Raw genomic sequence first — 24,387 nt, 5'->3', positions numbered from 1 at the left:
CGTACAGAGGGAAAGCGACCCTTGGAGGCCTGCAGTTCGTATGACGCTGTCACACAACCGTCATGGGCGCCGCCTAGCCTCGAGACCCCGCTGCGCGGCCCCTGCCTACGCAGTGCGGCCCGGCCATGCGGCTACGATCGGTGCCTGGTCTTCTCCATCTCAACATGCAAAACGGAACCCGCCTCGCCGCGGTCGATCTCGGCTCGAACAGCTTCAGGCTCGAGATCGGCCGGGTCGACCATGGCCAGATCCACCGCGCCGAATACCTCAAGGAGACCGTTCGCCAGGGCAACGGGCTGGACTCGGCCCGCAACCTGACGCCCGAGGCCATGCAGCGCGGCTGGGACGCGCTGGCCCGCTTCGGCGAGCGGCTGGCCGGCTTCAAGCGCTCGCAGGTTCGCGCGGTGGCCACCCAGACCCTGCGCGAAGCCCGCAACCGCGACGAATTCCTGTTGCGCGCACGCACCATCCTGGGCTTCGGCATCGACGTCATCACCGGTCGCGAGGAAGCGCGGCTCATCTACCAGGGCGTGGCGCACATGCTGCCCCACACCGACGCCTCCGACCGGGAGCGCCGGCTGGTCGTCGACATCGGCGGCCGCTCCACCGAAATGATCATCGGCCAGGCGCTGGAGGCCAAGGTGACGGAGTCTTACCGGGTCGGCAGCGTCGCCTGGTCGATGAAGCACTTTCCCGAGGGCCAGTTCAACACTGCCGCCTTCCGGGCGGCCGAAATCGCCGCCAAGGCCGTGCTCGACGATGCCCTGGCCACCTACGTGCCCGACCGCTGGGACGTGGCTTACGGCGCGTCCGGCACCATCGGCGCGGTCGGCGACGTGCTGGCGGCCGCCGGCGGCGAGCCGGGCTTGATCACGCGCGAAGGCCTGGACTGGCTGCTCGACCGCCTGTTGAAGGCCGGCAGCGCCGATCGGCTGCGCATCGATGGCATGCGCGAAGACCGCAAGGCCGTGATCGGCGGCGGCGTCAGCGTGCTGCGGGCCGTGTTCGACCTGCTGGAGATCGAAGAAATGCGCGTCGCCCAGGGCGCGCTGCGCCACGGCGTGCTCTACGAGCTGCTGCAGCGCGACGAAAGCGTGGCCGACTTGCGCACCAGCACGGTGGCCCGGTTGGCCAACCGCTTCTCGGTCGACGCCGCCCAGGCCCGCCGCGTGGGCGACACGGCCGCAGCGCTGTTCCTGCAGCTCGAACCCGCTTCGCGCGGCGCCAGCACCACCAGCCGCGCCGGGCGCAACCTGCGCAAGATCGGCTGGGCGTCCCAGTTGCACGAGATCGGCACCCACATCTCGCACAGCGAATACCACAAGCACGGCGCCTACATCCTGGACAACACCGACGCACCGGGGTTCGCGGTGAACGAAATGCACTGGCTCAGCCAACTCGTGCTGGGCCATCGCGGCAAGCTGCGCAAGCTCGAAGGCACGCTCGACGACGAGAGCTTCGTCCCGCAGCTGATCGCCCTGCGCCTGGCGGTGATCCTGAGCCACGCCCGACGCGACCCGGATCTGGACGGTCTCAAACTGGTCCGGGCCGACAGCCGCTTCTTCGTGCTGGGCTGCCGCCGCGGCTGGTCGGACCTCTACCCGCAGTCGGCACACCTGCTGCGCGAGGAAGTGCTGGCCTGGCAGAAGACGACGTGGCGGCTGCAGCTCGAAGGCTGCTGACGGGCCTTCGAGCCGACGAGTCCAGGAAGCTGGGGCGGCCTACAGCAGTTCCGGTGACTGCACTGTCACCACCACCGTCTGCGTGTCGCCGTCGCGTTCGCGCGTGCGAATCCACCAGACGGCGCCTTTTCGCACCGGACAGCTGTCCTGCTTGAGCCCGAGCAGCAGCGAAATGGCCTGCCCCAGCGAGGGCTGATGCCCGACCAGCAGCACCACCGACCGGCCGTTGGGCCAACCCGCAGCGCCCAGCAGCGCATCGGCCGTGGTGTCGGGCGCGAGTTCGCTGCGCAGCTTGTACTTGCGGCCCAATGCCAGCACGGTCTGCTCGCAGCGGCGCGCCGGGCTGCAGACCACGCGCGTGCCTTCGGGAAGCTGGCGGTCGAGCCAGGCCGCCATGCGCTTGGCCTGCTTTTCGCCGCGAGAGGTCAGCGAGCGCTGCAGGTCATCGCAGCCCTCGGTCCAGTCGTCGGCTTCGGCGTGGCGCCAGAAGATCAGGTCCATGAGCACCTCAGCTGCGGCTCGCGGCGCGCGCCCGCCCGCGCGAGGAATAGCGCACCATCAGCGCCGTCTGCGCGCCGTGGGCCTGCACGGCGCGGGGCGCACCCTCCTCGCCCAGATGCGTGTCGTGGTCCACGCGGCGGTAGATGCCGTCGGCGCCCAGGTCCCAGGCATCTCGGCCGTCGTGCAGATAGGCCACCAGGCATTCGTCGATGAGGCGCTGGCGCAGCACCGGGTCGGTCACCGGCCAGGCCAGCTCGATGCGGCGCAGCATGTTGCGATTCATCCAGTCGGCGCTCGACAGGTACAGCGCCTCGTCGTCGCCTTCGCGGAAGTAGAACACGCGCGAATGTTCGAGAAAGCGGCCGATCACCGAGCGCACGCGGATGTTGTCGGTGAGGCCCGGCACCTGGGCCGGCAGCGTGCAACCGCCGCGCACGATCAGGTCGATCTTCACGCCCTTGCGGCCGGCCGCCACCACCGCGGCGATCATCGCCTCGTCGGTCAGCGCGTTCATCTTGGCGACGATGCGCGTCGATACGCCACGCGCCGCGGCGGCGCCCAGCGCCTCGATGCGCGCGATCGTGTTGCGATGCAGGTCGAAGGGCGCCACCCACATCCGGTTGAGCTTGGGCAGCCGGCTCTGGCTGGCCATGTGCACGAACACGGCCTCCATGTCGGCCGTGAGGGCCGGGTCGGCCGTCAGGTGGCTGATGTCCGTATAGAGCTTGGCCGTGCGGAAGTTGTAGTTGCCGGTCGACAGATGCCCGTAGCGCCGCAGGTTCTTGCCTTCGCGCCGCGTCACCAGCAGCATCTTGGCGTGGGTTTTCAAGCCGACCACGCCGTACACCACCTGGGCGCCGATCGACTCCAGCATCTCCGCCCAGTTGATGTTCGCTTCCTCGTCGAAACGGGCCTTGAGCTCCACCACTACCGTGACTTCCTTGCCGCGGCGCACCGCTTCGCGCAGCAGGTCCATGAGCTCGGAATCGGCGCCGGTGCGGTAGATGGTCTGCTTGATCGCCAGCACCTGCGGGTCTTGCACCGCTTCGCGCAAGAAGGCGAGCACACCCTCGAAGCTTTCGAAGGGCTGATGGATAAGCGCATCGCCGGCCTGCAGCCGTTCGAAGAAGGACTGCCCCGGCACCAGCGACACAGGGTACGAAGCCTGATAGGGCGCGAAGCGCAGCTGCGGCTCGTCCAGCAGGTCGATGAGCTGCGTCAGCCGGGCCAGGTTCACCGGCCCATGCACGCGGTAGAGCGCCTGCGGCGGCAGCCCGAATTGCGCGAGCAGAAAGCTGGCCAGCGATTCGGCGCAGCTGGCCGACACCTCCAGCCGCACCGCCTGCCCGAAATGCCGGTGCTGCAGGCCCTGGCGCAGGGCCGTACGCAGGTTCTTGACGTCTTCCTCGTCGACCGCCAGGTCGGAATGGCGCGTGACGCGGAACTGGGAGAAATCGCCCACCTCGCGGCCCGGGAACATGCCCTGCAGGTGCGCCCGGACGATGCTCGACAGGGCCACGAAGAGCTTCTTGCCGCCCGATACCTTGGCCGGCATCGCGATCATGCGCGGCAGCACCCGTGGCACCTTGACGATGGCGATCGGGTTCTCGCGGCCGAAGGCGTCCTTGCCCGACAGCCGCACGATGAAGTTGAGCGACTTGTTGGCAACCTGCGGAAACGGATGAGCCGGGTCCAGCCCGACCGGGATGAGCAGCGGCCGCACCTCGCGTTCGTAATAGTCGCCCACCCACTTGCGCTGGGCCGCGTTGCGCTCGCCGTGCGAGATGACGCGGATGCCTTCCTTGCCGAAGGTGGGCATCAGCTCGTCGTTGTACAGCGCGTACTGCCGCGCCACCAGCGTGTGGGCCGCCTCGGAAAGACGGTTGAAGGAATCGGCCGTGTAGGTGCCCTTGCGGTCGCCCGCCGTGAAGGCCGCCAGGTGCGGCGCGGCACGCACTTCGAAGAACTCGTCGAGGTTGGACGAGACGATGCACAGGTAGCGAAGCCGTTCGATCAGCGGCACTTCGGGCCGCGTGGCCCAGTCGAGCACCCGTTCGTTGAAGGCCAGGATGCTGTGGTCGCGGTCGAGGAGGGTCAGCGACGGCGCCGAGGCCGCGGGCGGGCTGTCGGCGATGGGCGAAGAGGAGAAATTGTCTGGAGCAACCGGCACAGGAATGGATACAAGCGAGAACGCGACAGTGTCGAACGGCATCGTGACACTTCCGTGACAACTGTGTGACGGGACTTTCGGGCTGTCAATCGGTGTCGATCGCCCTCAGCTGCCCAGAAAATGCTTGCGATAACGCGCCGGAAGGTCGTCGATGCGCATCAGCATCGGGAGGTCGGCGGTGTTGAAGTCCGGGTCCCAGGCCGGCGGGCCCAGCACCTTGGCGCCCAGCCGCAGGTAACCCTTGATCAACGCGGGTGGCTCGATGTCGAGCTGGTCGTTCAGGCGATGCACCGGCAAGGGCAGCCGCGGCTGCACCTGGTACTGGATCGGCGCCATGTGCGTGGCCGACAGTTGCCGCCAGATGCTGGCGGCCGCGTCGCCGCTGGTCACGCCGTTGTGCCACATCGGGATGCTGGCGCAGCCGATCATGGTGTCGAGGCGATTGCGGTTCATGAAGGCGGCGAGCGCGCCCCACAGCGCGAGGATCACGCCGCCCTGCCGGTGTTCGGCATGCACGCAGCTGCGTCCCAGTTCGACCATGCGCTCGCGCAGGTCGCGCAGCCGGGTCAGGTCGAACTCGGTGTCGCTGTAGGTGCTGCCCACCCGGCGGGCCTGTGCCGGGGTCAGCACGCGGTAGGTGCCGATCACCTCGCGCGTGGCCTCGTCGCGCACCAGCAGGTGCTCGCAGAAGTCGTCGAACAGGTCGACGTCGTGCCCTTGCAGCGGCGTGTTGAGGCGCGCGCCCATTTCACCGGCGAAGACCTGGTAGCGCAGGCGCTGTGCTGCGCGCACTTCGTCCTGATGGCGCGCCCAGCTCACATGGATGCCGCCGCGGCCGGCGTCCGCCGCCGGGGGCGCGATGACGGGGGCTACGCCCGGCACGCCCTGTACGGCAGGCACGGCGATGGCATCGACCCTGCGCGCAGCGGCCGGCACCGGCCACAGGGCATGGCGCAACCCCAGTTGCGAGAACGGAAACGTCGGCGTGGGAAGTTCTTTCATGCGGCTATGTCCCTTTCTGCCGACGGAGTCTGGGAGCCTGCGGTGAAACTCGCATGTCGATTCGATGGCAGTTGCGTGACCCGCTGCGTGCGGCGAATACTTTCGGCGTCTAATGCCGGACGTTGCGCCCTTGAAAGCCTGATATGACCGCCGAAACCCCCGCCGCCGTGGAAGTGGAAACCCGCAACCACCAGATGTTCCCCGAGCTGAGCCCGTGCGATATCGCCCGCGTGAAGCAGTTCGGCGAAGTGCGCCGCTATGCGCGGGGCGATTGCCTGTTCCAGGCCGGCGAACCCGGGCCGGGCATGTTTCTCGTGCTCGAGGGCCACGTCGCCATCACCCAGCGCGATGGCCTGGGCCGCACCGTGCCGATCCGCACCCAGGGCCACGGCCAGTTCCTGGCCGAGATCGCCCAGCTGTCGGGCCGGCCCGCGCTGGTCGACGGCCATGCGCAGGACGATGTCGAGGCCGTGCTCGTGCCGCCCGAGCGCCTGCGCGCGCTGATCATTGCCGAGGCCGACCTGGGCGAGCGCCTGATGCGCGCGATGATCCTGCGCCGGGTCGCGCTCATCGAATCGGGCGAAAGCGGCCCGGTGCTCATCGGGCCGCCGCAGTGCGCCGGGCTGTTGAGGCTGCAGAACTTCCTGCGTCGCAACGGCCATCCCTACCAGGTGGTCGATGCCACGCAAGACGCCGATGCCCGCGCGCTGCTCGAGCAGTACGAAGGCGCCGAACTGCTGGTGACCTGCCCGAACGGTGCGGTGCTGGTCGACCCGACCGAAAGCGCGCTGGCGCGCTGCCTCGGCATGGTCGACTCGGCCGAGCACGACGAACTGTTCGACGTGCTCGTGGTCGGCGCCGGCCCGGCCGGCCTGGCGACCGCGGTGTACGCGGCGTCGGAAGGCCTGCGCGTCATCGTGCTCGACTGCCGCTCTTTCGGCGGCCAGGCCGGCGCCAGCGCACGCATCGAGAACTACCTGGGCTTCCCGACCGGCATCTCGGGTGGCGCGCTGGCCGGCCGCGCCTTCGTGCAGGCGCAGAAGTTCGGCGTCGAAATGATGATCCCGGCCGAGGTCGAGTCGCTCGACTGCACCCGGGCCGAAGACAAGGGCGAGTTGCGCGTCCAGCTCACCGACGGCCGTCACCTGCGGGCCCGCACGGTGGTGGTGGCCAGCGGCGCGCGCTACCGCCGCCCCGACGTGCCGCGCCTGCCCGAGTTCGAAGGCCGCGGCATCTGGTACTGGGCCTCGGCGCTCGAAGCCAAGGTGTGCGAGCAGCAGGAAGTCGCGCTGGTCGGCGGCGGCAACTCGGCCGGCCAGGCCGCGGTGTTCCTGTCGCAGCACGTGTCCAAGCTCAATCTGCTGGTGCGCGGGCCTTCGCTCGAAGCCACCATGTCGCGCTACTTGATCGACCGCATCGAGGCCACCGGCAACATCGAGCTGCACCCCCACACGGAGCTCGTCAAACTGATCGGCGACCCCGACACGGGACTGAAGGGCGCCAGCTGGCGCGATCGCCGCAGCGGCGTCGAACACAACTGCGACGCGCAGAACATCTTTCTCTTCATCGGCGCGGTGCCCGAAACCGATTGGCTCCAGGGCTGCGGCGTGGCGGTCGACAAGAACGGCTTCGTGCTGACCGGCGCACCGGCGAGCCGCGGCTTTCCGTCTCGCCCTGCGGCGCCGCTCGAAACCAGCGTGCCCGGGGTCTTCGCCGTGGGCGACGTGCGCTCGGGCTCGGTCAAGCGCGTGGGCGGCGCCATCGGCGAAGGCGCGGCGGTGGTGGCGCTCATCCACAAGCACCTGGCGCCTGCAGCGGTCGTGGGCTGAACCCCGACGAGGGCGCCGGCATCCGGCCGCGCCCTGCATGAAAGCGCGCCGGCCGCTATGCTGGCCGGCCGTCTTTCACCCGTGGAATCTGCGCATGCCCCAAGCACCCATCGACGTCTATTCCTGGCCCACACCCAACGGCCACAAGGTTCACATCATGTTGGAGGAGTGCGGCCTTCCCTACCGTGCGCACCCCGTCAACATCGGCAAGGGCGACCAGTTCGAGCCGGCCTTCCTGAAGATCAGCCCCAACAACAAGATTCCGGCCATCACCGACCCCGAGGGGCCGGACGGCAAGCCGATCTCTCTGTTCGAATCCGGCGCCATCCTGGTCTACCTGGCGGGCAAGACCGGCCAGCTGCTGCCCGAAGGCGACCGCGCCCGCTACGAAGCCTTGCAGTGGCTGATGTTCCAGATGGGCGGCGTCGGCCCGATGCTGGGCCAGGCCCACCACTTCCGGCTCTACGCGCCCGAAAGGCTGCCCTATGCCATCGACCGCTACACCAACGAAGCCAAGCGCCTCTACGGCGTGATCGACCGGCAGTTGGCCAACCATGCCTTCATCGCTGGCGACAGCTATTCGATCGCCGACATTGCGATCTTCCCCTGGCTGCGCAACTGGGAAGGCCAGGGCATCGTGCTCGGCGACTTCCCGCACCTGAAGAAATGGTTCGAAGGCATCGCCGCCCGGCCTGCGGTGCAGCGCGGCGTCAAGGTGCTGGCCGACCTGCGCGCACCCATCACGGACGACAAAGCCAGAGAAATTCTGTTCGGTAAAACGCAATACGACCGGCGCTGAGCCGGGAACCGAGGCCCGCGCAGGCTAGAATCGCGGGCTCGTCGGGGTGTAGCGCAGCCTGGTAGCGCATCTGCTTTGGGAGCAGAGGGTCGAAGGTTCGAATCCTTTCGCCCCGACCACTTGGTTAAGAAAAATGCCGGTATGGAATGCGTCCGTACCGGCATTTTTTGTTTCGAGGGTGCGGCCGGGATCGGTGGCATCAGGCCTTCTTCTCGATGTTCAAAGCCTCACGCGATCTTTGCGGCGCACGCTTCGCCGGCCTGCTCGGCCCCAGCGTGCGAGCGATGAAGCTTGCGTCACCGGGCTCCTGCGCTTGCGGCGGCGGCAGCACCTCGGACATCCCGCGAGAAAAATCGCGGCATGCCCGTTGAAACTCTGCGACCGCTTGCAGGTATTCGCGCCGTGCAGCCTTGGTGCTCATCCAGCAACTCCGTGGCAATGGGGCTGCGAATGATGCGCCCGGCCGTTGATCTCATCAAGCACACCGTCGCAGCCCATCAACTCACGGGCAATTGCTCCGGCATCGGCTCGGCCGGTGGTTGCGGCGGCACCTTGTCGGCTTTCTCGTACTTGCCTTGCTTCCTGCCCAGGTCCTCGATCATCTGCTCGCCCACCGGATCCCGGCCGTCCAGGGGAATCGACTCTTCGAAGGCGATCTCGGGTTCCTCGTTGTTGCGCTGCGGTCGGGTGTCTGCGTTCATGCGGTTCTCCAAATGAAGACAACCTTGGCGCCGAACCGTGCCGAAGTACCTCGGGCGAAGTCCCCTGCCCTTGTCGTCCACCGCCGACGCCGTCCCGCCACACCGTAAAATCGCGCACCTTCCTCACTGCCCGTAGCTCAGTTGGATAGAGCACCTGCCTTCTAAGCAGGTTGTCGGGGGTTCGATTCCCTCCGGGCAGGCCACCTTAGCCAATCACGACGGATCATGTTTCGTCACCGTCGCTGACTTCTCCTCGACAGAATGTGAAAGTTTCGATCATGTTCAGTCATGATCGACCCATCGGGCGCACCGCATTTAGGGGAACAGGCAGGGGAACAAAGTACGGTTGGGGGTCACCACTGCCAAGCTGGCCAAGGTGCAGGGAGACGGCGTGACGGCCGTGAAGGTGCTGAAGTCGAGTCCGAAGCTGCCTACCGGGCCATTGCCGCATCGATTCTCTCGGCACGACAAGCGGCTGAGTATCTCTTTGCGACCACGGAGCGTGGATATCAGCGCCAGATCGCCGGCCTGGGTCAAGGGAACAAGTTCCGCGACTACATGTCGAGCCTTCAGCAGATCGAGGAACAGTTTGCCCAGCGTCGGCAGGAGTTGCAGAACCAGCGGGCGCAGGCTGAGCTCAATGCTGGTGGAAAGCTGACGGCCGAAGCCGCCGCACATACGACACCCTGCTGAAGCTCAATGCCGAGTACCAAGGCAAGACGATCGACTCGTTCAAGAGCATGTACTCCACCATCGACGAGGCTCAGAAGAGCTGGATCGTCGGCGCGAGCGAGGCGTTGCGCAACTACGCCGACGAGGCCGGCAACATCGCCAAACACACCAAGGAGACGGTGGGGAACGCGCTCAAGGGCCTGGAGGACCAGCTCGTCAACCTTTTCACCGGCAAGAAGTTCGACGCGAAGAAGCTGCTCGAAGACCTGCAAGGCGACGTCGCCCGCAACTTCGTCAAGGAGAACATCACGGGGCCGCTGGCCAAGCTAGGCGGTGACCTCCTCGGCGTCAACCTCGGCGGGATCGATGGGTCGAAGCTGGGTGCGAACGCATCCAACCCTCTTTACGTGCGGTTCGCCGATCCGCTCTCCTCTCTAGGGCGGCAATAAAGGCGGCAGCGGTGGCGGCCTCGGAGGCTTGTTTTCGAGCCTGTTTCAGCGGCGGTGGTTTCGCCATGGCCGGCGCCAACGCTGTCGGCGCGGCCGGCGGCGACGCTCTCGGCGCGCTGATCTCTATGAAGGGCTGGGCTGCTTGGGGCCTTCACGGGCCCGGGCAACACGAACGACGTCGCCGGCATCGTTCACAAAAACGAGTACGTGCTCAACGCGAAGCAGGCGGCCGCGAACCTGAATCGCGGCAACTTCGGTGGCGGCATGACGGTCAACAATACCTTCGTGCTGCACCAGCCAGCAAGGCGACGCAGGATCAGATCGCCGCGCAGAGCGCCCGTGCGCTTGAGCGCGCCAGGCGCATTCGTTGAATTGGGATTCGCGAGCAAACGTTTTTACGGTTCGACAAAAAAGGACTCGAGCCTCGTTGCAACGTCTTCAACTGCTGTGGCGATTTCAGTGATCGCCTCGCCGATAGGTCGTGGTGGGATCAGGCCAGGCACGCCGAGCGCGAAATAGGACTGAATTTTCACCGGCGCGTTTTGCCCGACCCCGTGGAGAAACGCGTCGCCGGCCTTCATTGGAAAGATGGGCTCTGCTAATCTGAGGAACACGTTTGCATCATCAAGCATCTTGCGTGCGTCGAGGAGCGACTTGCGCACGTCCTCTGGTATAGAGGGGTCATCTGGCGGCGGCCCGAGCAAGGTTCCCCATCCTGGATTGATAGAAACACCCATACCGGCTGACGCAACAAGCGTCTTGTGCTTGTCGATATTGTTGAGGATGCCCAGCTTCCAAAGCGCGTCGTTTCCACCTTTGTAAGGCGCAATGTCGTCGATCGCCTTCCTCATGTTGGAGGAGATGCTGTGGAAGAACTGGTCGCCGGACGACTGCCGTTTGAGGTACTGCTCCTTGCTGTCGCAGACGGGAAAGTAGAGCTGCTTCATCCCGACCGGCTCCTTCCCAGTAGCCACCCAGACCAACTGATATGCAAGATGGTCGAGGCTTCCTCGATGGTTGTGAAAGATGTCCCCGATCATGACCGGGATGTCAGCAGGAACTGAGTGCACGGCCGAAACGAAATAGGTTGGCCCTTTCCCCTGGCGGTGCTCAAAGCCCACTTGGTACGGCTCTGAACGCATGTAAGTTTCGACGGCCTTGATTAGTTCCTCGTAGTGCCTGCGCGCGCGGTGAAGCTTCGCATAGGCCGAGACAGTCCGCGGGTAGATTGCCATGCTGAATTTGAAGACTATCCGATGATCCCGTGGTCGTTCCCGATGCTCATGCGGACTGGCGCACACACGCGCCGCGCTCCTCCTGCGACTGCCAGACTGCAGCCGCCAGGTTGACAAGCTGCTCAGCCAGCGCCGCTGGCTCGGCCTTCATCTTGCCGACCCACTGGGTGCCGATCGACACGTCGACGTAGCCGACCTCGAGGAACTCGGAGATCTCGGCCGGGAAGTCCTCTGCCACGCCGCGAATCGCGTCGGTGATGGACTCGTAAAACTCGGACGGGAAGATCTCTTCCTTGCCGTCCAGCAGGCGCGCCTCGTAGAGGTTGCTCTGCACTTTGCTGATGTGGAGTTCGGGGATCATGGGCCGGATCATGACCGGAAAGCACGACAGCGGCCTGTGGCATTCGTCACACGCAGCACCCCCCTCGCAGGTCGCCGGACCGGGCAAAATCCGCGCCTCGGATGATTTGGGTCTGCCATCCAGCATATTGCAACAACTGGAAACGTGGATACTCTCGGGTCCGAGGATGGAGAACTGATGGCAACAGCAAAGAAGGCAAAGGCCGCATCGGCGGCAGCCGCCGTGCCCAGAGAGCAGCAGGCGTGGATTCGCTTCATGGCGCCCGTGATCCCTCAGACAGTGACACCGCTGTTTCAGTCGATCGATCAAGCGCTAAATGCTGGTGCAAAGCACCTGCACCTGATGCTCTCATCGCCTGGTGGCTCGGTGTTCCACGGCCTCTCTGCTCACAATTACCTGCGGGGACTGGGAATACCGGTGACGACCTACAACTTTGGTTCGGTCGATTCAATCGGGGTTGTGATTTTTTGTTCAGGTCAGGAGCGGATCTGTGTTCCACATGCCCGATTCCTTATCCATGGCGTGTCGTTCAACACAACGGGCCCGATGACTCTTGACGAAAAGGGTCTCGAGGAGCACCTTAAGAGCGTGAAGATCGATGCTCAGAATATCGCGCGGGTGATCGCCGACACCTCGACCAAGAGCTTGCATGATGTGGAGAAAGACATGCTAGACCGGACCACACTTAATCCTCAGCAGGCAAAGGAATACGGGCTTGTGACCGAAGTCAAGAAAGCACTGTTTGCCGGCGGCCATCTGTACTCCATATACGAGTCAGGGCAAGTGTTCCAAGCAACTCTCGGGCTTGAGCAGTTGGCTCACACGACGAACATGCAGATGAACTACTCAAGCCCTTCCGCTGCGCGCAACTCGACTATCCCTCTAATCGACCAATAGCGCTTCGACCCGTCTGCCGCGGCCCCTGCTCGCCCCGCCCCGCCCGTCCGAAGCGAGCAACCGCCAAGCACCGCGCGCCATGCGTCTGCGTCAAGGGCGGCACCCTATTCATACCCGGGAACTGGAGCGCCAAGCTCGGTAGCATCTTCGCATTGCTTCACAGCGGCTTCCAGAAGAGTGACCGCCATAGCCAGCTTGCCCGTCCAAACGTTCAAAATTTTTAACTGCGCGAGCTCCGAGGCACTGGTGACTTCTGTCGCTTCTACACCAATCACATCTGCTCTCAATTCATGGAGCAGGTCGTAAGCGCGGGCGATCCTGTGAGCACACTGGTTGGGCAGAGGGACGAGCGCCGCGAGTGTCTCGACGTCGGGTTCGAAAAGCTGCATTTTGGGATACACCCGGATCAGCATCAGAATCAAACCTCTCACACGTGTCGAACTGTCAGGCAACTCTTGCGCTCGACTGGTTGCGTCGTCCAACAAACTGCGCAATCCGCCTGCAACCGCGCCAAGCCTTGCCGAAATGCGCGAAGCATGGAGTCGTGCTTTCGACAATGCGTCAGCATCAACTCGCGCCTGCTGAGTCCGCGACAGCCACAGTGCCACCACTACCGCGGCAACGGTACCGACAGCAGAAGCAACCTCCACCCAGTGGTCAGCCATGGTAACTCCCCTTTCGACAGTCGGACAGTATGGGGTAAGCATGAGTCTGTCACGGCTTTTATCTGACGCCCGAACCGCCGAGATTGCGCCCCGCTCAGTCAGCCAGCCGCCCAGGGGCACAGTGCGCGCAGCGGAGCCGAAACTCATGCGAGCCGGGATTCGAGCGGCAGCCCGCGGATCGGAGCGACGGCGCAAAGAAGTGCGTGCCGCCATTGTGCGATTCCACGCCGCGCGCAACCGAGCCACGAAGCTGAAGGACACGCCGCCCTGGACGGACCTATCAAGCCATCTTGGGCCGTTTACCTTCCCGAGTAGTCAAACCGCATCAACCAACCTGGGCACTGTGGTCTGCGACCATCTGGACCTGTGGCTAAGCCTGCCGACCGACAATGTAAGCAGCACGCTCAAGGGTAGGAGGTAGCCTGCGAGTGGTGGAAGTCCCACCTGGGGACGAAGCATGACGCCACAGAGGACGGCTTGTGCTGCGTTATCCCAGAAATGCTGGCTCCGCAGATCGACTCTCTCCGGTCAGGGCAAAATTCCGAGCCGAGACAGGCATTTACACCGCCCGCAGCCGCGTGCTCGAGCCGCACAGGCTCCTCCGAAGTACAGCGGACTTCAGTCGACCTTGATGTCGGCCTTCTCGATCAGCTTGGCCCACTTGTCCCGCTCGCTTCGGATCATCCGGGTCGCTTCTTCGCGCCGCATGAAGCTCACGACCAGGCCCGCTTCCTCGAGCCTGCGGACCACCTCGGGATTCGCGAATACGGTTTCGAATGCGCGGGTGATGCGGCTCGAAATGTCCAATGGCGTTCCCTTGGGCACGCCGACGAACTGCGGTCCCGCCACCACCAGGCCCGGATATCCCTGGGATATCGCGGTCGGAACGCCGTCGAGGCCCGGCACGGGGTCGGCGGTCAGCGTGGCCAGCGCGCGCAGCTTGCCGGTCTTGATGAAGGGCAGCAGCGGATAGAGGCTTTCGAAACTCACGTCGACGGTGCCGGCGACCAGGTCATTGATGGATGGCGCGATGCCCTTGTAGGGCACGTGCAACATCGTCAGGTCCGCGGTGCGCAGAAACAGCTCGCCGCTGAGATGCTGGATCGAGCCGGCGCCGGCGCTCGAATAGCTCAGCGGCGGCGCGCTGCGCCGTGTCAGTTCGACCAGCTCGCGCAGGTTGTTCGCAGGCACCTTGGGATTGACCACGACCACCATGCGCGAATCGGTGATCGCGGCGCACCAGTCGAACTGGGTGACGATGTCGTACCGCAGGGCGCGGCCGTTGTGCGCGTACAGCGCCGAGTTGATCAGGTGCGAGGCGGCGCCGAAGAAGATGTTGTAGCCGTCGGCGGGCTGCTGGAGCACGAACTCGGCGCCCATGTTGCCGGTCGCGCCTGCCCGGTTGACGACGATGACCGGCTGCCCCAACTGTTCGGACAACAACGGCGAAAGCATGCGCGCCATGACGTCGGTCGATCCGCCCGCGGGCCACGGCACGATCAGCGAGACGGGCCGGTCCGGCCACGCAGCGGACGCCTGCAGGCCGCACAGGCCCAGCAGCAGCGCAATCACGAAGCGGACAAGCGAGTGGCGACGAGAGGGCATGAGCGATTTCCTCGATGGTTTTGAACGTTCAGCCGCACCATTCAGCCGCTGCGCTGGAAATACCATTCCATCAGCTCCTGGTAATGCACAGGCGGGTAACGGGTGGCGCCGTCCGCGGCCAGGCACGTGGGCAGGGTCTCTATCAGCGTCTTCGCGTTCGGGCCGAAGAACACGGGGAAGGCATAGCGATCGGTCGCACAGGCGTTGATCACGCGGTGTTTCGTGGACAGGAACCGATCGTTGGTCCAGCGGACCATCAGGTTGCCCGTGTTCACGATCAGCGCGCCTTCGACGGATGGCGCAAGACGCCAGTGGCCGGACGGCATGCGCACCGCCAGCCCCGGCACGTTGGACTGCGCCAGCAGCGTCATGAGGCTGTTGTCGGTATGCGGCGCCAGGCCGTACTGCCCTTCCTCGCGGTCGAGGTGCGGCGGATAGTGCGACACGCGCATGATGATGTGCGGCCGCTCGAAGGCCTGGCCGAAGTGGCCGGCGCCGACGCCGAGCGCCCGCGCCCAGAGCGGCATCAGTCGTTTGCCGAGCGCCTCGATGGCGCCGAAGTACGCGAGCAGCGCGGCGCGAAATCCCGGCGCGTCGTGCTCATTCGGCCATTGGTTGAGGCCGTGGAAGCGTGTCCCTGCAATCACGTCAGGGTCGTCGGCATCGCGCTCGCGGTTGATCAGGAACGCGGCGTTTCGATTCGGCTTGTGCGCCACGATGGCGGACACCTTGCTCAGCGTCTCGCTCATGCCGAGGTACCCTGCGTTGTGTTCGTTCAGCGCGAGTGCGCTCTTCTTCTCGATCGGCAGGCCGTGAAACTGGCGTGCCGCGTCGAACATTCGCGCCAGCAAGGTTGGCGAAATGCCGTGCCCGGTGAGGTAGAAGAAGCCGACCTGTTCGGAGGCCTCGCGCAGCTGCGTCGCTGTAGCTTCGATTGCCTCGGTTGCCTGGGGGTCGCCGCGCAGATATTCTGCGATGTCGATGATGGGGATCTCCTCCTCGGAATCCGGATGATCCATTAGGTACCGTTCCCGTTCGTCGCTTTCCGGCCCCAAAGGTGCTTGCACAGGCTGCATGTCGCATTCCTTGTCCATCAAAGCCACGAGGCCCCGTCTTCAAATCCTACTGGTGCCGGCCCGATCACACGCGTGTCGGCGCGCCATCCGGCCATGAGTAGTTTTCATGTGCAGCATGAACGCGGCTGAGCCGCCGTCGCATCAAAGGGACGCGGGCCGGCCCTTCGGTGTCGAGATCCAGCATCTGCTGACCTTTCTCGCCATCTACGAGGAGCGGCGCGTCACCACCGCGGCAAGGCGCCTCGGCCGCACGCAGTCGGCGCTGTCCCATTCGCTGTCGCGCCTTCGCGAAATCATGGGCGACGAGCTGTTCGTCGCGCGTGCCGGCGAAATGTGGCCGACCGCGGAAGCGCAGCAGGTCTACCCGGCCATCAAGGAAGCCGTCAGCCTGATCCACGGGCTTCACGAACGGCGTCGCACCTTCGATCCGGCGAGGGACGGCTTCGATCTGCGCATCGGCATGACCGACCATGCGCAGAAACTGCTGTCGCCTTCGATCTGGCAAAGGATCGCTCAGGCAGGTGCCGGTGTGCGGCTGATCGTGCACATCGTCGATCGCTTCAATGCCGAGGGCCTGTTGCTGGGCGGCGAACTCGATCTGGCCATCGTGGGCGATCCGCTGGTCACCCGGTCGGAAGTGCTGTGCGAAGCGCTGTTTTCCGACGAGATCGTCGTCGCCTCCGCGCGTGCGGAAAGCCCGGACCCAGGCAGGCGCACGGCGCCGCTGGACCTCGACACCTATCTTGCCAGCGGCCATATCGCCGTGGCGCGGCAACGCGGCGGCATCGGGCTAGTGGACGCGACGCTGCGCGCCAATGGGCATGTCCGCAACGTTCGATGCATCGTGCCTGCCTACTCGCAAGTGCCCCCGGTGGTGGCCAGCTCGCAGTTGCTCGGCACCTTCGCGCGCGGCGTGTTCGCCGACGCCGGCCCCGCTATCGTGCTGCACGACCCGCCGTTTCGCATCGAGCCGGTGCGCATCAGCCTGCTGCACCTGCACCCGTCGCGATCGTCGAGCGCGCAACGCTGGGCGGCGCAGCTGGTGCAGGAGGCATCGCAGCAGAGCCTGGCGCAGGGTTCCGCCCACGCTCCGAGCCAGCGTCGAGTGGATTGACGGAGGACTGCCGTGCGACGCCGCATCAGCGTGGCGCACCGGACAGAAGGTCGAGCAGGACATCTCCCACTCGAACTATGGCGCCTTGGCCAACAATCAAATCACAGTCCCGGCAACACCCATCGTGGCAATCCGGGACTGCGGGGGCCCTCCGGACGAACGCAAGTTGACGGAGGGCCTTTCGTCGTGTGCAGGATGAACGGCATAGCGCTGCGCCATACCCCGAAAGGCACAGGCTCCATCTGGTGACTCCGGCGTATATTGCGTCACCGCCACCCGCCAAGGCCCACGCCCGCATGGACAACGACGAGGTCAAACAACTGCTCGTACGCATCGGCCGCGAAGACCAGGCGGCGTTCCGCCAGCTGTACAAGGCCTTCAGCCGCAAGGTCTACGCCTATGTGCTGAACATGCTCAACGACCACGCCCGGGCCGAGGAAGTGCTGGCCGACACGCTCTACGAGGTGTGGCGCCACCCCGACCGCTTTCGGGGCGACTCGCAGTTCGCCACCTGGCTCATCGGCATCGCGCGCCGCAAGGCGCTGATGGTGTACCGCAGCCGCCGGCCCGACGAAGTGCATGGCGACCTCGACGACATCGCCGAGACCACCGCCGCCGACACACCCGACGGCTTCGCCGAGCTGGCGGGCAAGCAGCGGCGCGAGGGCGTGCAGCACTGCATGGGCAAGCTCTCCGACGAGCACCGCGAATGCCTGCACCTGGTCTTCTACGAGGGCATGGGCCTGGCCGAGGTGGCCGAGGTGCAGAACTGCCCTGAAGGCACGGTGAAGACGCGGCTCTTCCACGCCCGGCAGAAGATCAAGAAATGCCTGCAGTCGCTGCTGCGCGACGAAGGCACCGCTGCCGAGGCCAAAGGTGCGCTCGCTTCCTGACGAACACTTGCGACGCACCGGACATGCGCGCAAAAATAATCTGAACCATCCGCCCGACTCCTGCAACCCAGATGCGCCACGGGAAGGTCCCGTGCCCCCACATCGCCCTTCCGCACGAGCACAGGCATCATGAACAACCGTTTCGAAGAACTTCTCCCCTGGTACGTCAACGGCTCGCTGGGCGCCGAAGACAAGGCCTGGGTCGAGACCTACCTCGCCCAGCATCCCGACGCCCGCAGCGAGCTCGACTGGTACCGCTCGCTCCAGGCCCGCGTCCAGGAAAACGCCCCGGCCGTGCCGGCCACCATCGGGCTGGCGCGCACCATGCGGCTCATCCAGGGCGACCGGCCCACGCTGTCCGAGCGCATCGGCGCCTTATTCGGCAACTTCGGCATGCGCCCGAGCTACGCGCTGGCCGGCCTGGCGCTGGTGGCCGTGCAGGGCGGCGTCATCCTGAACCTGCTGGGCCATGCCCGCGACGACGCCGACCAGATCCGCGCGCTGAACGCCGTGAGCGTCAAGGAAGGCCCGATGCTCAAGGTCGCCTTCGCACCCGACGCCAAGGAAGCCGACATCCGCCTGCTGCTGGTGCAGGTGCAGGGCGAGCTGGCCGGCGGCCCGGGCCAGCTGGGCGACTACTACCTGCGGGTGCCGGCCGGCAGCGAGGCGGCCGCCCTGGCAAAGGTCCAGAACGCCCCCATCGTCCAGGCCGCCTCGCTGGCGCCAGGCGTGCCGCCCCGGGAGTGAACGCCATGGCCATGCTGCTGACCCGCCGTACGCTGCTGCAGGGCGCGCTGGGCGCCGCGGCCCTCCCCTTCGGCCCTGGCATGGGCCATGCCCAAGGCGCCGGCGCCGAATCGCGTATCGCCCTGGTGATCGGCAACGGCTCGTACCGCAACGCCCCGCTGAAAAATCCGTCCGGCGACGCCGCCGCGGTGGCGGATGCCCTGCGCGGCCTGGGCTACGAAGTCGTTCTGCGCCAGAACACCAAGCTGCCGGAGCTGATCGAGTCGCTGCGCGACTTCTCCATCCGTGCCCCCAAGGCCGCCGTGCGCATGCTGTTCTACGCCGGCCACGGCGTGCAGGTCAGGGGCCGCAACTACCTGGTGCCGGTCGACGCCGACCCGCAGACCGAGGACGAAATTCCGAAGCAGAGCGCCGACATCGGCGAATTCGTCGACCGGCTCAGCGCCATCCGCACCGGCATCAACATCGTGGTGCTCGACGCGTGCCGGGTGAACCCCTTCGCCGGCGGCGTGATCGTCGGCCCCGACGGCCGGCGCCTCAAGTTCCGCGGCGCAACGCCCGGCGGCCTGGCGACGCTCGATGCACCCGTGGGCACGCTCGTGGCCTTCTCGACCGCGCCGAACGGCGTGGCACTCGACGGCGCCAGCGGCAAGCACAGCGTCTATGCCCGCCACCTGCTGACCAACATGCAGACGCCGGGCCTGCAGATCGAGCAGCTTTTCAAGCGCGTGCGCATCGCCGTGGCAGAAGACACCGGCCGCGTGCAGGTGCCCTGGGAGTCGTCGAGCCTGACGGCCGACTTCTGCTTCAAGTCGAACGACAAGGGCCGCTGCGGCTCGTAGGCCTGTCTGTCGGCAACGGGCCGCGGCCCCTCACGCGTGGTCGGCCATGAAGCGCTGCAGGTCCCGCGCGAAGCGCAGCGGCTCGCTGACGTGCGGCGAATGGCCGGCCCGCGGGTACACCGTCACCTGCGCATGCTTCACCGTGTCCCGATACCAGGCTTCGAGCGGCAGCCCGGCGTAGTGCGGGCTGCGCGCCCCCAGCACCACCCACAAGGGCGCATCGAGCCGCGCCAGCGAGCTGCGAAAGTCGGCCTGCGCCATCGATTCCGCCAGGTCGAGCAGCGGCCGGATGTCGATGTTTCCCAGCCGCCGCCGCAGCAGGCGCCCGAGCGGCGCGTCGATGTCGAGCCGGCGCCGCAGCCAGTCGCCACCCAGCGCGCCGATCTCGTTCAGCAGCGTCTCGGCCAGGTCCTGCCGCGCGCCGGCGATCAGGCCCGACAGCATGGCCGCGCTGCAGCCGCCGAAGAGCCCCATGCGCCAGTCCTCGTCGGTCACGATGCGGGGCGACTGGTCGATCAGCGCCGCCGCCGCCACGCGTTGCGTGCCGTACTCGCGAAGGTACTGCATCAAGACCAGCGCACCCATCGAATGCCCGACGAGCACCGGGCGCTCCAGCCCGAAGTGATCGAGCATCTCGGCCAGGTCGGTCGCCAGCCGGGCCAGTGTGATGCTGCCGAGCACCGGCCGGCAGCTGCCGTGCCCGCGTGCGTCCCAGGCCAGCACGCAATGGCGCCGCGCGAGCTGCCGTGCCACGGGCTTCCAGTCGCGGTGCGAACAGCCCACGCCGTGCACCAGCACCAGCGGCGGGCCGTCCCCGCGCACGTACACGGGCACCGACTGGCCGTCGCTGGCGGTGAAGCTGTCGTAGTCGCCGGCGCGGGGCGTGCCCAGGCCCACCAGCCCGAAGTTGCGCAGGGCATTGAGCGTGCCTCGCAATCCCGTCAGGCGCGACCGAGGGGGCGGAGTGGGCGGAATGGGCGGCGGCGATGGGGGCAACAAAGGCGGTTCCGGTGGAGCCCTGTCCAGCATGACGGGCGATCCTACGCCGGCCCGCCGCTACCGGCGCCTAAAAAAGATTCGGTGAACGGCCGCGAATTTGTTTGAACCGGTTCTGAACGGGCCGCAACCCATGAGCGGGAAGGCAAGCAATTCGGCAAGCCCCACCAGCAACCAACCCTCAGCAACTTCTCAGGAGATCATCATGCAAATCGTTCGCAAAGCTTCCGTCGTCATCGCTCTCGGTCTGGCCTTCGGTGGCGCAATCGCCGGCGAAATCGCAGGCTCCACCGTGCTGTCCACCGGCGCCGTCAACACCTCCGCCGGCTTCCTGTCGACGGCTCGCCAGAACATCGGCGTGGCCGAGCAGAACGGCAAGATCACGAACAGCACCGTGATCGTCAACGGCGCCAACAACACGGCTGCCGGCTTCCTGTCGACGGCGGAACAAAGCGTGGGCCGCGCCACGCAAAACGGCAAGATCACCAACAGCACGGTCATCGCCAACGGCCTGAACAACGTGGCTGCCGGCTTCCTCAGCACTGCCCGTCAGGAAGTGGGCTTCGCCAAGGGCAACGGCGTGGTCGAGAACTCGACGGTCATCGCCAACGGCGCGAGCAACACGGCAGCCGGCTTCCTGTCCACCGCCACCCAGCAGATCGGCGGCGCGCAAGGCAACGGCAAGCTGTCGAACTCGACGGTCATCGCCACGGGCTCGGTGAACACCGCCGCCGGCTTCCTGTCCACCGCCGAGCAAAGCATCGGCGTCGCCAAGTAAGTTGCTGTCACCACCCCGCGGCTACGCGCCGCTCTGCCACCCGGCCCGCCCGCGCACCCGCGCCGGCGGGCTTTTTCGTGGGCGGGCCGCGGCGGCCTTTTGCGATTCGCTTGAACCGTTTGCGAACAGGCCGCAACCCATGAGCGGACCCCTTCAACCACCCCTTCAGGAGAACCACCATGCAAGCTGCTCCCAAACTGTCCGTCCTCGCCGCCCTCGCCCTCGTCGTCGGTGCCGCCGTGGCCGGCGAGATCACCGACTCCGGCGTGTTCTCGACCGGCACCGTCAACACCTCCGCCGGCTTCCTGTCCACCGCACGTCAGAACGTCGGCGTGGCCGAGCAGAACGGCAAGATCAAGAACACCGCCGTGATCGTCAACGGCGCGGTCAACAGCTCGGTCGGCTTCCTGTCGAGCGCCAACCAGAGCATCGCGCGCGCCACGCAGAACGGCCAGATCGGCCAGACCGCCATCGTCGCCCAGGGCGTCAACAACACGGCCGCCGGCTTCCTGAGCACGGCCGACCAGGAGATCGGCTTCGCCAAGGGCGACGGCAAGGTGCAGGGCAGCTTCGTCGGCGCAACCGGCGTGAGCAACGTGGCCGGCGGCTTCCTGGCCTCGGCGCACCAGCAGATCGGCGGAGCGCAAGGCAGCGGCAAGCTGAACAACTCGACCATCTTCGGCACCGGCCAGGTCAACACCGCGGCGGGCTTCCTGTCCACGGCCGACCAGAGCGTGGGGGTCGCCAAGTAAGTCGACGCCGCCACATCCGCAGCGCTGCGAGGCGCTGCCGAACGGCCATCCGGCCCGCCCGCGCACCGCTGCGCCGGCGGGCTTTGTCATGCCGGCCCCGCGAGCACTGCATCGATGAATTCGCTTGAACCGTTTGCGAAGACGACGCAACCCATGAGGTGGAAGCAGTCATCGCCGCCATCAACCTTCAGGACAAACCTCAGGAGAACTTCATGAACGCACGCCTCGCCACCACCGCCCGCATCGTCCTCGCCGCCATCGCGCTGGGCACCGGCGCCCACGCCTTCGCGGGGCAGGAACTGATGGGCGTCGACACGCGCTTCCGCGCCAAGATCGCCAAGGAAAAGATCCGCATCAGCGCCAAGGAGCGCGAGATGGACGAGAAGGGCAAGTCCCAGGGCAACACCCAGGACTCCAGCAGCTGCGGGAGCCAGAGCATCGGCAACATCGACACGGGCGGCCGCATCGGCGCATCGCCGCGCGAAGTGTTCGTCTTCGCCCCCAACGCCATCAACATCGTCGGCCGCGGCAGCTGCCGCTGAGCACGTCCCGCAACAGGGAGACATGACATGAACCCGCCCAAAGTCCTGCGCTGCCTCGCACTCGCCGCCGCCGTCGCGACCCTCGCAGGCTGCCAGACGCTCGAGGTCAAGCAACCCACCATCGACCAGACCAACGAGCTGCGCAAGGGTCCGGAAGACCGGCCCCAGCGCTCGATCACGGGCTTTTCGCATGCCTTGCGCTGCATGGACACGCTGCTGCTGGACTACGGCGTGCGCGACATCACGATGCTCACCGAAGAAATCACCGACGAGACCAAGAAGCTGAACGCCGGCACGCGCGACATGCTGATCTCGTCGGTGTCCGACATGTCGCGGCGCAGCCGGGCGGTGCGCCTGGTCGCCTTCGGCAAGGACACGTCCAACGTCATCAGCTACCTGGCCTCGGCGCAGAACGCCGCCGCCTACAACGCCATTCCGCTGTACGACATCAAGGGCTCGGTGTCGCAGTTCGACGAGAACCTGGTCAAGAACCAGAAGGACGCGGGCATCGGCTTCTCGCCCTTCATCAACCTCGGCGCCGCCAAGGACGCGGGCTCCAGCATGCTGGCGCTCGACCTGAGCGTGCTGACCACCAGCGACATGGCCGTGCTGGCCGGCGTCACATCGCGCAACTCGGTGATGATCCTCAAGCAGGGCAGCGGCATCGACGGCGATGCGGCGTACCACAAGTTCGGCATCAACTACAGCATGAACCTGGCCAAGGCCGAGGGCCAGACGCAGGCGCTGCGCGGGCTGGTCGAGCTGGCGGCCGTCGAGCTGATCGGCAAGCTGACCAAGACCCCCTACTGGACCTGCCTGGGCGTGTACGAGCCCAAGAAGAACGAAGAAACCCGCCTCGAGATGTTCGACTGGTACCACGCGATGGCGTCGACCCGCGTCGAGCTGATCGCCTACTTCCAGAACCAGCTGCGCCGCCGCTGGTTCTACGACGGCCCGATCGACGGCGAATTCAACCCGGCCATCGACGAGGCGATCGCGAACTACCGCGCCGCGCTGGGCCTGAGCCGCGAGGCGGTGCTGAACGAGGAATTCTTCTACGCCTTCCTCGCCGCCGACCACACGAAGATCAAGCGGCCCGACCAGCCGGCACGCTACGTCGCACCGCCCACGGTGGCAGGCGCACCCGGATCGGCGCCCGTGACAGCAGCAGCACCGCAGGCACCCGCCCCCGCGGCCGTCGCCAAGGCCGCAGCGGCACCGGCAGCCGAAGCAGCCCCGGCCCAGGCCCAGCCCGCGTCGCTGAAGCTCGCGCTGTCGACACCGAAGCAGCAGACCCGCTTCGCTCGCGGCGAGGCGATCAACCTGTCGCTCGCACCGTCGCACGATGCGCATGTCTACTGCTACCTGCAGGACGAGGAAGCCAAGGTCATCCGCTTCTTCCCGAACCGCTTCTCCCGCGACTCCCGCGTCGCCGCGTCCCAGCCGCTGGCCCTGCCCGGTGCGATGCGCTTCCAGCTGTCGATGAACACGAAGGGCGTGCCCGAAACCATCTCGTGCTTCGCGACCCAGCGCGACGTGATGGCCTCGATGCCGCAGACCCTGGTCGGCACCGACTTCGAACCCATCCCCGGCGCCACGCTCGAGACCGTTCGTGCCGCCTTCTTCAAAGCCAACGGCGGCACGCTCGCCCAGGAGAACATCCGTGTCCAAGCCAAGTGAATTCCAGCCCGGCCGTGGCAAGCGCCTGGGCCTCCGCCTCGCCGCCGTCACCGGTCTTGCCGCAGTCGCCGCAGTCGCCGTGGTCGCCGTGCTGCAGATGCCCCTCGGGGCGACGGCCGGTGTCGCCACCGTCACCGCGGCAGCCGCCACCGCCGACGACCGCACAGCGGCATCCCTGCCGCCTCTTCCCCCGGTGCCGGACGCCGCGCCGGCGAGCAAGCACAAGGGCTCCGGCAAGTACCGCCTGCGCTGCTGGCAATACGGTCGCCTGCTCTTCGACGAAGGCCCCGTCACCCTGGGCCCCGAGGCGCGGCAGGGCGCGAAGCTGGTGGCACTCGACAGGAACGGCGGTTCGGTGATCGTCACCGACTCCGGCTGGACCACCTGCCAGGCGCGGCC

The 24,387-nt window shown here is 66.3% G+C and carries 26 protein-coding genes and 2 tRNA genes; 17 read left to right on the top strand and 11 right to left on the bottom strand.

Annotation, left to right across the window (positions count from 1 at the left end):
- Window positions 1–164 precede the first annotated feature (164 nt).
- Window positions 165–1,682 (top strand): Ppx/GppA phosphatase family protein, encoded by a 1,518-nt coding sequence (locus B0W80_RS26850; protein WP_077002212.1) that lies wholly within the window; start codon window positions 165–167, stop codon window positions 1,680–1,682.
- A 39-nt stretch (window positions 1,683–1,721) separates the two neighbouring features.
- Here the strand turns inward: B0W80_RS26850 and B0W80_RS26845 are convergent, their stop codons facing one another.
- From B0W80_RS26845 to B0W80_RS26835, 3 genes are all read right to left on the bottom strand, one after another.
- Window positions 1,722–2,183: a histidine phosphatase family protein gene (locus B0W80_RS26845; RefSeq protein ID WP_077002211.1), complete on the bottom strand. Its 462-nt coding sequence runs from the start codon at window positions 2,181–2,183 to the stop codon at window positions 1,722–1,724.
- Window positions 2,184–2,190: 7 nt separating this feature from the next.
- The gene (gene ppk1, locus B0W80_RS26840) at window positions 2,191–4,395 is read right to left on the bottom strand and encodes a polyphosphate kinase 1 (RefSeq protein ID WP_083745657.1); all 2,205 of its coding nucleotides are present in this window, start codon (window positions 4,393–4,395) and stop codon (window positions 2,191–2,193) included.
- A gap of 63 nt (window positions 4,396–4,458) precedes the next feature.
- On the bottom strand, window positions 4,459–5,355 hold the full coding sequence (locus tag B0W80_RS26835; RefSeq protein WP_077002210.1) for a GNAT family N-acetyltransferase: 897 nt from the start codon (window positions 5,353–5,355) through the stop codon (window positions 4,459–4,461).
- Between the two features lie 143 nt (window positions 5,356–5,498).
- Here B0W80_RS26835 and B0W80_RS26830 point away from each other — a divergent pair, with 143 nt between their 5' ends.
- The 3 genes from B0W80_RS26830 to B0W80_RS26820 all read left to right on the top strand — a co-directional run bounded on the left by B0W80_RS26830 (window position 5,499) and on the right by B0W80_RS26820 (window position 8,102).
- Entirely contained in the window at window positions 5,499–7,184 is a 1,686-nt protein-coding gene (locus tag B0W80_RS26830) for an FAD-dependent oxidoreductase (protein ID WP_077002209.1), read from the top strand.
- 94 nt (window positions 7,185–7,278) lie between these two features.
- On the top strand, window positions 7,279–7,983 hold the full coding sequence (locus B0W80_RS26825) for a glutathione binding-like protein (protein ID WP_077002208.1): 705 nt from the start codon (window positions 7,279–7,281) through the stop codon (window positions 7,981–7,983).
- Between the two features lie 42 nt (window positions 7,984–8,025).
- Window positions 8,026–8,102, top strand: a tRNA-Pro gene (locus B0W80_RS26820).
- 80 nt (window positions 8,103–8,182) lie between these two features.
- Here the strand turns inward: B0W80_RS26820 and B0W80_RS26815 are convergent.
- Both B0W80_RS26815 and B0W80_RS26810 read right to left on the bottom strand, forming a co-directional pair.
- Entirely contained in the window at window positions 8,183–8,404 is a 222-nt protein-coding gene (locus B0W80_RS26815; RefSeq protein WP_077002207.1) for a hypothetical protein, read from the bottom strand.
- Window positions 8,405–8,480: 76 nt separating this feature from the next.
- Window positions 8,481–8,684, bottom strand: coding sequence for a hypothetical protein (locus tag B0W80_RS26810; protein WP_077002206.1), 204 nt, complete (start codon window positions 8,682–8,684; stop codon window positions 8,481–8,483).
- A 126-nt stretch (window positions 8,685–8,810) separates the two neighbouring features.
- On the opposite strand from B0W80_RS26810, the gene B0W80_RS26805 reads away from it, so the two are divergent.
- The 3 genes from B0W80_RS26805 (at window position 8,811) to B0W80_RS26795 (ending at window position 9,805) form a co-directional block, all read left to right on the top strand.
- A tRNA-Arg gene (locus B0W80_RS26805) sits at window positions 8,811–8,887 on the top strand.
- A gap of 85 nt (window positions 8,888–8,972) precedes the next feature.
- Window positions 8,973–9,377, top strand: a complete 405-nt coding sequence (locus B0W80_RS35170) for a hypothetical protein (protein WP_143684799.1) — start codon at window positions 8,973–8,975, stop codon at window positions 9,375–9,377.
- A 47-nt stretch (window positions 9,378–9,424) separates the two neighbouring features.
- Window positions 9,425–9,805, top strand: coding sequence for a phage tail tape measure C-terminal domain-containing protein (locus tag B0W80_RS26795; RefSeq protein ID WP_077002204.1), 381 nt, complete (start codon window positions 9,425–9,427; stop codon window positions 9,803–9,805).
- Between the two features lie 395 nt (window positions 9,806–10,200).
- Here B0W80_RS26795 and B0W80_RS26790 read toward each other — a convergent pair whose 3' ends face one another.
- Window positions 10,201–11,040, bottom strand: coding sequence for a hypothetical protein (locus tag B0W80_RS26790; protein ID WP_077002203.1), 840 nt, complete (start codon window positions 11,038–11,040; stop codon window positions 10,201–10,203).
- 46 nt (window positions 11,041–11,086) lie between these two features.
- Window positions 11,087–11,401 carry a hypothetical protein gene (locus B0W80_RS26785; protein WP_143684798.1) on the bottom strand — a complete coding sequence of 105 codons (315 nt, stop codon included), beginning with the start codon at window positions 11,399–11,401 and terminating at the stop codon, window positions 11,087–11,089.
- 177 nt (window positions 11,402–11,578) lie between these two features.
- Here B0W80_RS26785 and B0W80_RS26780 point away from each other — a divergent pair, with 177 nt between their 5' ends.
- Window positions 11,579–12,298 carry a ClpP family protease gene (locus B0W80_RS26780; RefSeq protein ID WP_077002201.1) on the top strand — a complete coding sequence of 240 codons (720 nt, stop codon included), beginning with the start codon at window positions 11,579–11,581 and terminating at the stop codon, window positions 12,296–12,298.
- 104 nt (window positions 12,299–12,402) lie between these two features.
- Here the strand turns inward: B0W80_RS26780 and B0W80_RS35165 are convergent, their stop codons facing one another.
- The 3 genes from B0W80_RS35165 to B0W80_RS26765 all read right to left on the bottom strand — a co-directional run bounded on the left by B0W80_RS35165 (window position 12,403) and on the right by B0W80_RS26765 (window position 15,644).
- Window positions 12,403–12,963 (bottom strand): hypothetical protein, encoded by a 561-nt coding sequence (locus B0W80_RS35165; protein WP_143684797.1) that lies wholly within the window; start codon window positions 12,961–12,963, stop codon window positions 12,403–12,405.
- A gap of 618 nt (window positions 12,964–13,581) precedes the next feature.
- Window positions 13,582–14,568, bottom strand: coding sequence for a tripartite tricarboxylate transporter substrate binding protein (locus B0W80_RS26770; RefSeq protein WP_077002199.1), 987 nt, complete (start codon window positions 14,566–14,568; stop codon window positions 13,582–13,584).
- Between the two features lie 41 nt (window positions 14,569–14,609).
- Window positions 14,610–15,644, bottom strand: coding sequence for an isopenicillin N synthase family oxygenase (locus B0W80_RS26765; RefSeq protein WP_218668955.1), 1,035 nt, complete (start codon window positions 15,642–15,644; stop codon window positions 14,610–14,612).
- Between the two features lie 106 nt (window positions 15,645–15,750).
- On the opposite strand from B0W80_RS26765, the gene B0W80_RS26760 reads away from it, so the two are divergent.
- The 4 genes from B0W80_RS26760 to B0W80_RS26745 all read left to right on the top strand — a co-directional run bounded on the left by B0W80_RS26760 (window position 15,751) and on the right by B0W80_RS26745 (window position 19,240).
- Window positions 15,751–16,758, top strand: a complete 1,008-nt coding sequence (locus tag B0W80_RS26760; protein WP_077002197.1) for a LysR family transcriptional regulator — start codon at window positions 15,751–15,753, stop codon at window positions 16,756–16,758.
- Window positions 16,759–17,054: 296 nt separating this feature from the next.
- Window positions 17,055–17,651, top strand: a complete 597-nt coding sequence (locus B0W80_RS26755) for an RNA polymerase sigma factor (RefSeq protein WP_077002196.1) — start codon at window positions 17,055–17,057, stop codon at window positions 17,649–17,651.
- A 129-nt stretch (window positions 17,652–17,780) separates the two neighbouring features.
- Complete coding sequence (locus B0W80_RS26750) at window positions 17,781–18,398, top strand: anti-sigma factor (RefSeq protein WP_077002195.1); 618 nt, start codon at window positions 17,781–17,783, stop codon at window positions 18,396–18,398.
- Between the two features lie 5 nt (window positions 18,399–18,403).
- Window positions 18,404–19,240 carry a caspase family protein gene (locus tag B0W80_RS26745; protein ID WP_083745659.1) on the top strand — a complete coding sequence of 279 codons (837 nt, stop codon included), beginning with the start codon at window positions 18,404–18,406 and terminating at the stop codon, window positions 19,238–19,240.
- A 30-nt stretch (window positions 19,241–19,270) separates the two neighbouring features.
- Here B0W80_RS26745 and B0W80_RS26740 read toward each other — a convergent pair whose 3' ends face one another.
- On the bottom strand, window positions 19,271–20,239 hold the full coding sequence (locus B0W80_RS26740; RefSeq protein WP_218668954.1) for an alpha/beta fold hydrolase: 969 nt from the start codon (window positions 20,237–20,239) through the stop codon (window positions 19,271–19,273).
- 202 nt (window positions 20,240–20,441) lie between these two features.
- On the opposite strand from B0W80_RS26740, the gene B0W80_RS26735 reads away from it, so the two are divergent.
- From B0W80_RS26735 to B0W80_RS26715, 5 genes are all read left to right on the top strand, one after another.
- A complete protein-coding gene (locus B0W80_RS26735; RefSeq protein WP_077002193.1) occupies window positions 20,442–21,014 on the top strand; it encodes a hypothetical protein in 573 nt (190 codons plus the stop codon).
- A 179-nt stretch (window positions 21,015–21,193) separates the two neighbouring features.
- Window positions 21,194–21,766: a hypothetical protein gene (locus B0W80_RS26730; protein WP_077002192.1), complete on the top strand. Its 573-nt coding sequence runs from the start codon at window positions 21,194–21,196 to the stop codon at window positions 21,764–21,766.
- Window positions 21,767–21,978: 212 nt separating this feature from the next.
- The gene (locus tag B0W80_RS26725; protein ID WP_143684795.1) at window positions 21,979–22,308 is read left to right on the top strand and encodes a hypothetical protein; all 330 of its coding nucleotides are present in this window, start codon (window positions 21,979–21,981) and stop codon (window positions 22,306–22,308) included.
- A gap of 27 nt (window positions 22,309–22,335) precedes the next feature.
- Window positions 22,336–23,988, top strand: a complete 1,653-nt coding sequence (locus tag B0W80_RS26720) for a DUF4384 domain-containing protein (RefSeq protein WP_077002190.1) — start codon at window positions 22,336–22,338, stop codon at window positions 23,986–23,988.
- Window positions 23,972–24,387, top strand: a 416-nt coding sequence (locus tag B0W80_RS26715) for a hypothetical protein (protein ID WP_143684794.1), incomplete at its 3' end; no start/stop codon positions are given. The genes B0W80_RS26720 and B0W80_RS26715, both read left to right, overlap by 17 nt.

Origin of the sequence: Variovorax sp. KK3 (assembly GCF_001984055.1) — a bacterium.
GTDB lineage: Bacteria > Pseudomonadota > Gammaproteobacteria > Burkholderiales > Burkholderiaceae_C > Variovorax.
Note: the sequence above shows the minus strand (reverse complement) of the source record. Positions and strands in the feature narration are given on the sequence as shown.

Coding starts and splice junctions, on each gene's coding strand:
- B0W80_RS26780 (WP_077002201.1), top strand. CDS start 11,579: ATGGCAACAGCAAAGAAGGCAAAGGCCGCATCGGCGGCAGCCGCCGTG.
- B0W80_RS26850 (WP_077002212.1), top strand. CDS start 165: ATGCAAAACGGAACCCGCCTCGCCGCGGTCGATCTCGGCTCGAACAGC.
- B0W80_RS26845 (WP_077002211.1), bottom strand. CDS start 2,183: ATGGACCTGATCTTCTGGCGCCACGCCGAAGCCGACGACTGGACCGAG.
- B0W80_RS26825 (WP_077002208.1), top strand. CDS start 7,279: ATGCCCCAAGCACCCATCGACGTCTATTCCTGGCCCACACCCAACGGC.
- B0W80_RS26745 (WP_083745659.1), top strand. CDS start 18,404: ATGGCCATGCTGCTGACCCGCCGTACGCTGCTGCAGGGCGCGCTGGGC.
- B0W80_RS26720 (WP_077002190.1), top strand. CDS start 22,336: ATGAACCCGCCCAAAGTCCTGCGCTGCCTCGCACTCGCCGCCGCCGTC.
- B0W80_RS26830 (WP_077002209.1), top strand. CDS start 5,499: ATGACCGCCGAAACCCCCGCCGCCGTGGAAGTGGAAACCCGCAACCAC.
- B0W80_RS26810 (WP_077002206.1), bottom strand. CDS start 8,684: ATGAACGCAGACACCCGACCGCAGCGCAACAACGAGGAACCCGAGATC.
- B0W80_RS26755 (WP_077002196.1), top strand. CDS start 17,055: ATGGACAACGACGAGGTCAAACAACTGCTCGTACGCATCGGCCGCGAA.
- B0W80_RS26815 (WP_077002207.1), bottom strand. CDS start 8,404: ATGAGCACCAAGGCTGCACGGCGCGAATACCTGCAAGCGGTCGCAGAG.
- B0W80_RS26835 (WP_077002210.1), bottom strand. CDS start 5,355: ATGAAAGAACTTCCCACGCCGACGTTTCCGTTCTCGCAACTGGGGTTG.
- B0W80_RS26760 (WP_077002197.1), top strand. CDS start 15,751: ATGTGCAGCATGAACGCGGCTGAGCCGCCGTCGCATCAAAGGGACGCG.
- B0W80_RS26725 (WP_143684795.1), top strand. CDS start 21,979: ATGAACGCACGCCTCGCCACCACCGCCCGCATCGTCCTCGCCGCCATC.
- B0W80_RS26765 (WP_218668955.1), bottom strand. CDS start 15,644: ATGCAGCCTGTGCAAGCACCTTTGGGGCCGGAAAGCGACGAACGGGAA.
- B0W80_RS26795 (WP_077002204.1), top strand. CDS start 9,425: ATGTACTCCACCATCGACGAGGCTCAGAAGAGCTGGATCGTCGGCGCG.
- ppk1 (WP_083745657.1), bottom strand. CDS start 4,395: ATGCCGTTCGACACTGTCGCGTTCTCGCTTGTATCCATTCCTGTGCCG.
- B0W80_RS26750 (WP_077002195.1), top strand. CDS start 17,781: ATGAACAACCGTTTCGAAGAACTTCTCCCCTGGTACGTCAACGGCTCG.
- B0W80_RS26730 (WP_077002192.1), top strand. CDS start 21,194: ATGCAAGCTGCTCCCAAACTGTCCGTCCTCGCCGCCCTCGCCCTCGTC.
- B0W80_RS35170 (WP_143684799.1), top strand. CDS start 8,973: ATGATCGACCCATCGGGCGCACCGCATTTAGGGGAACAGGCAGGGGAA.
- B0W80_RS35165 (WP_143684797.1), bottom strand. CDS start 12,963: ATGGCTGACCACTGGGTGGAGGTTGCTTCTGCTGTCGGTACCGTTGCC.
- B0W80_RS26790 (WP_077002203.1), bottom strand. CDS start 11,040: ATGGCAATCTACCCGCGGACTGTCTCGGCCTATGCGAAGCTTCACCGC.
- B0W80_RS26785 (WP_143684798.1), bottom strand. CDS start 11,401: ATGATCCCCGAACTCCACATCAGCAAAGTGCAGAGCAACCTCTACGAG.
- B0W80_RS26770 (WP_077002199.1), bottom strand. CDS start 14,568: ATGCCCTCTCGTCGCCACTCGCTTGTCCGCTTCGTGATTGCGCTGCTG.
- B0W80_RS26735 (WP_077002193.1), top strand. CDS start 20,442: ATGCAAATCGTTCGCAAAGCTTCCGTCGTCATCGCTCTCGGTCTGGCC.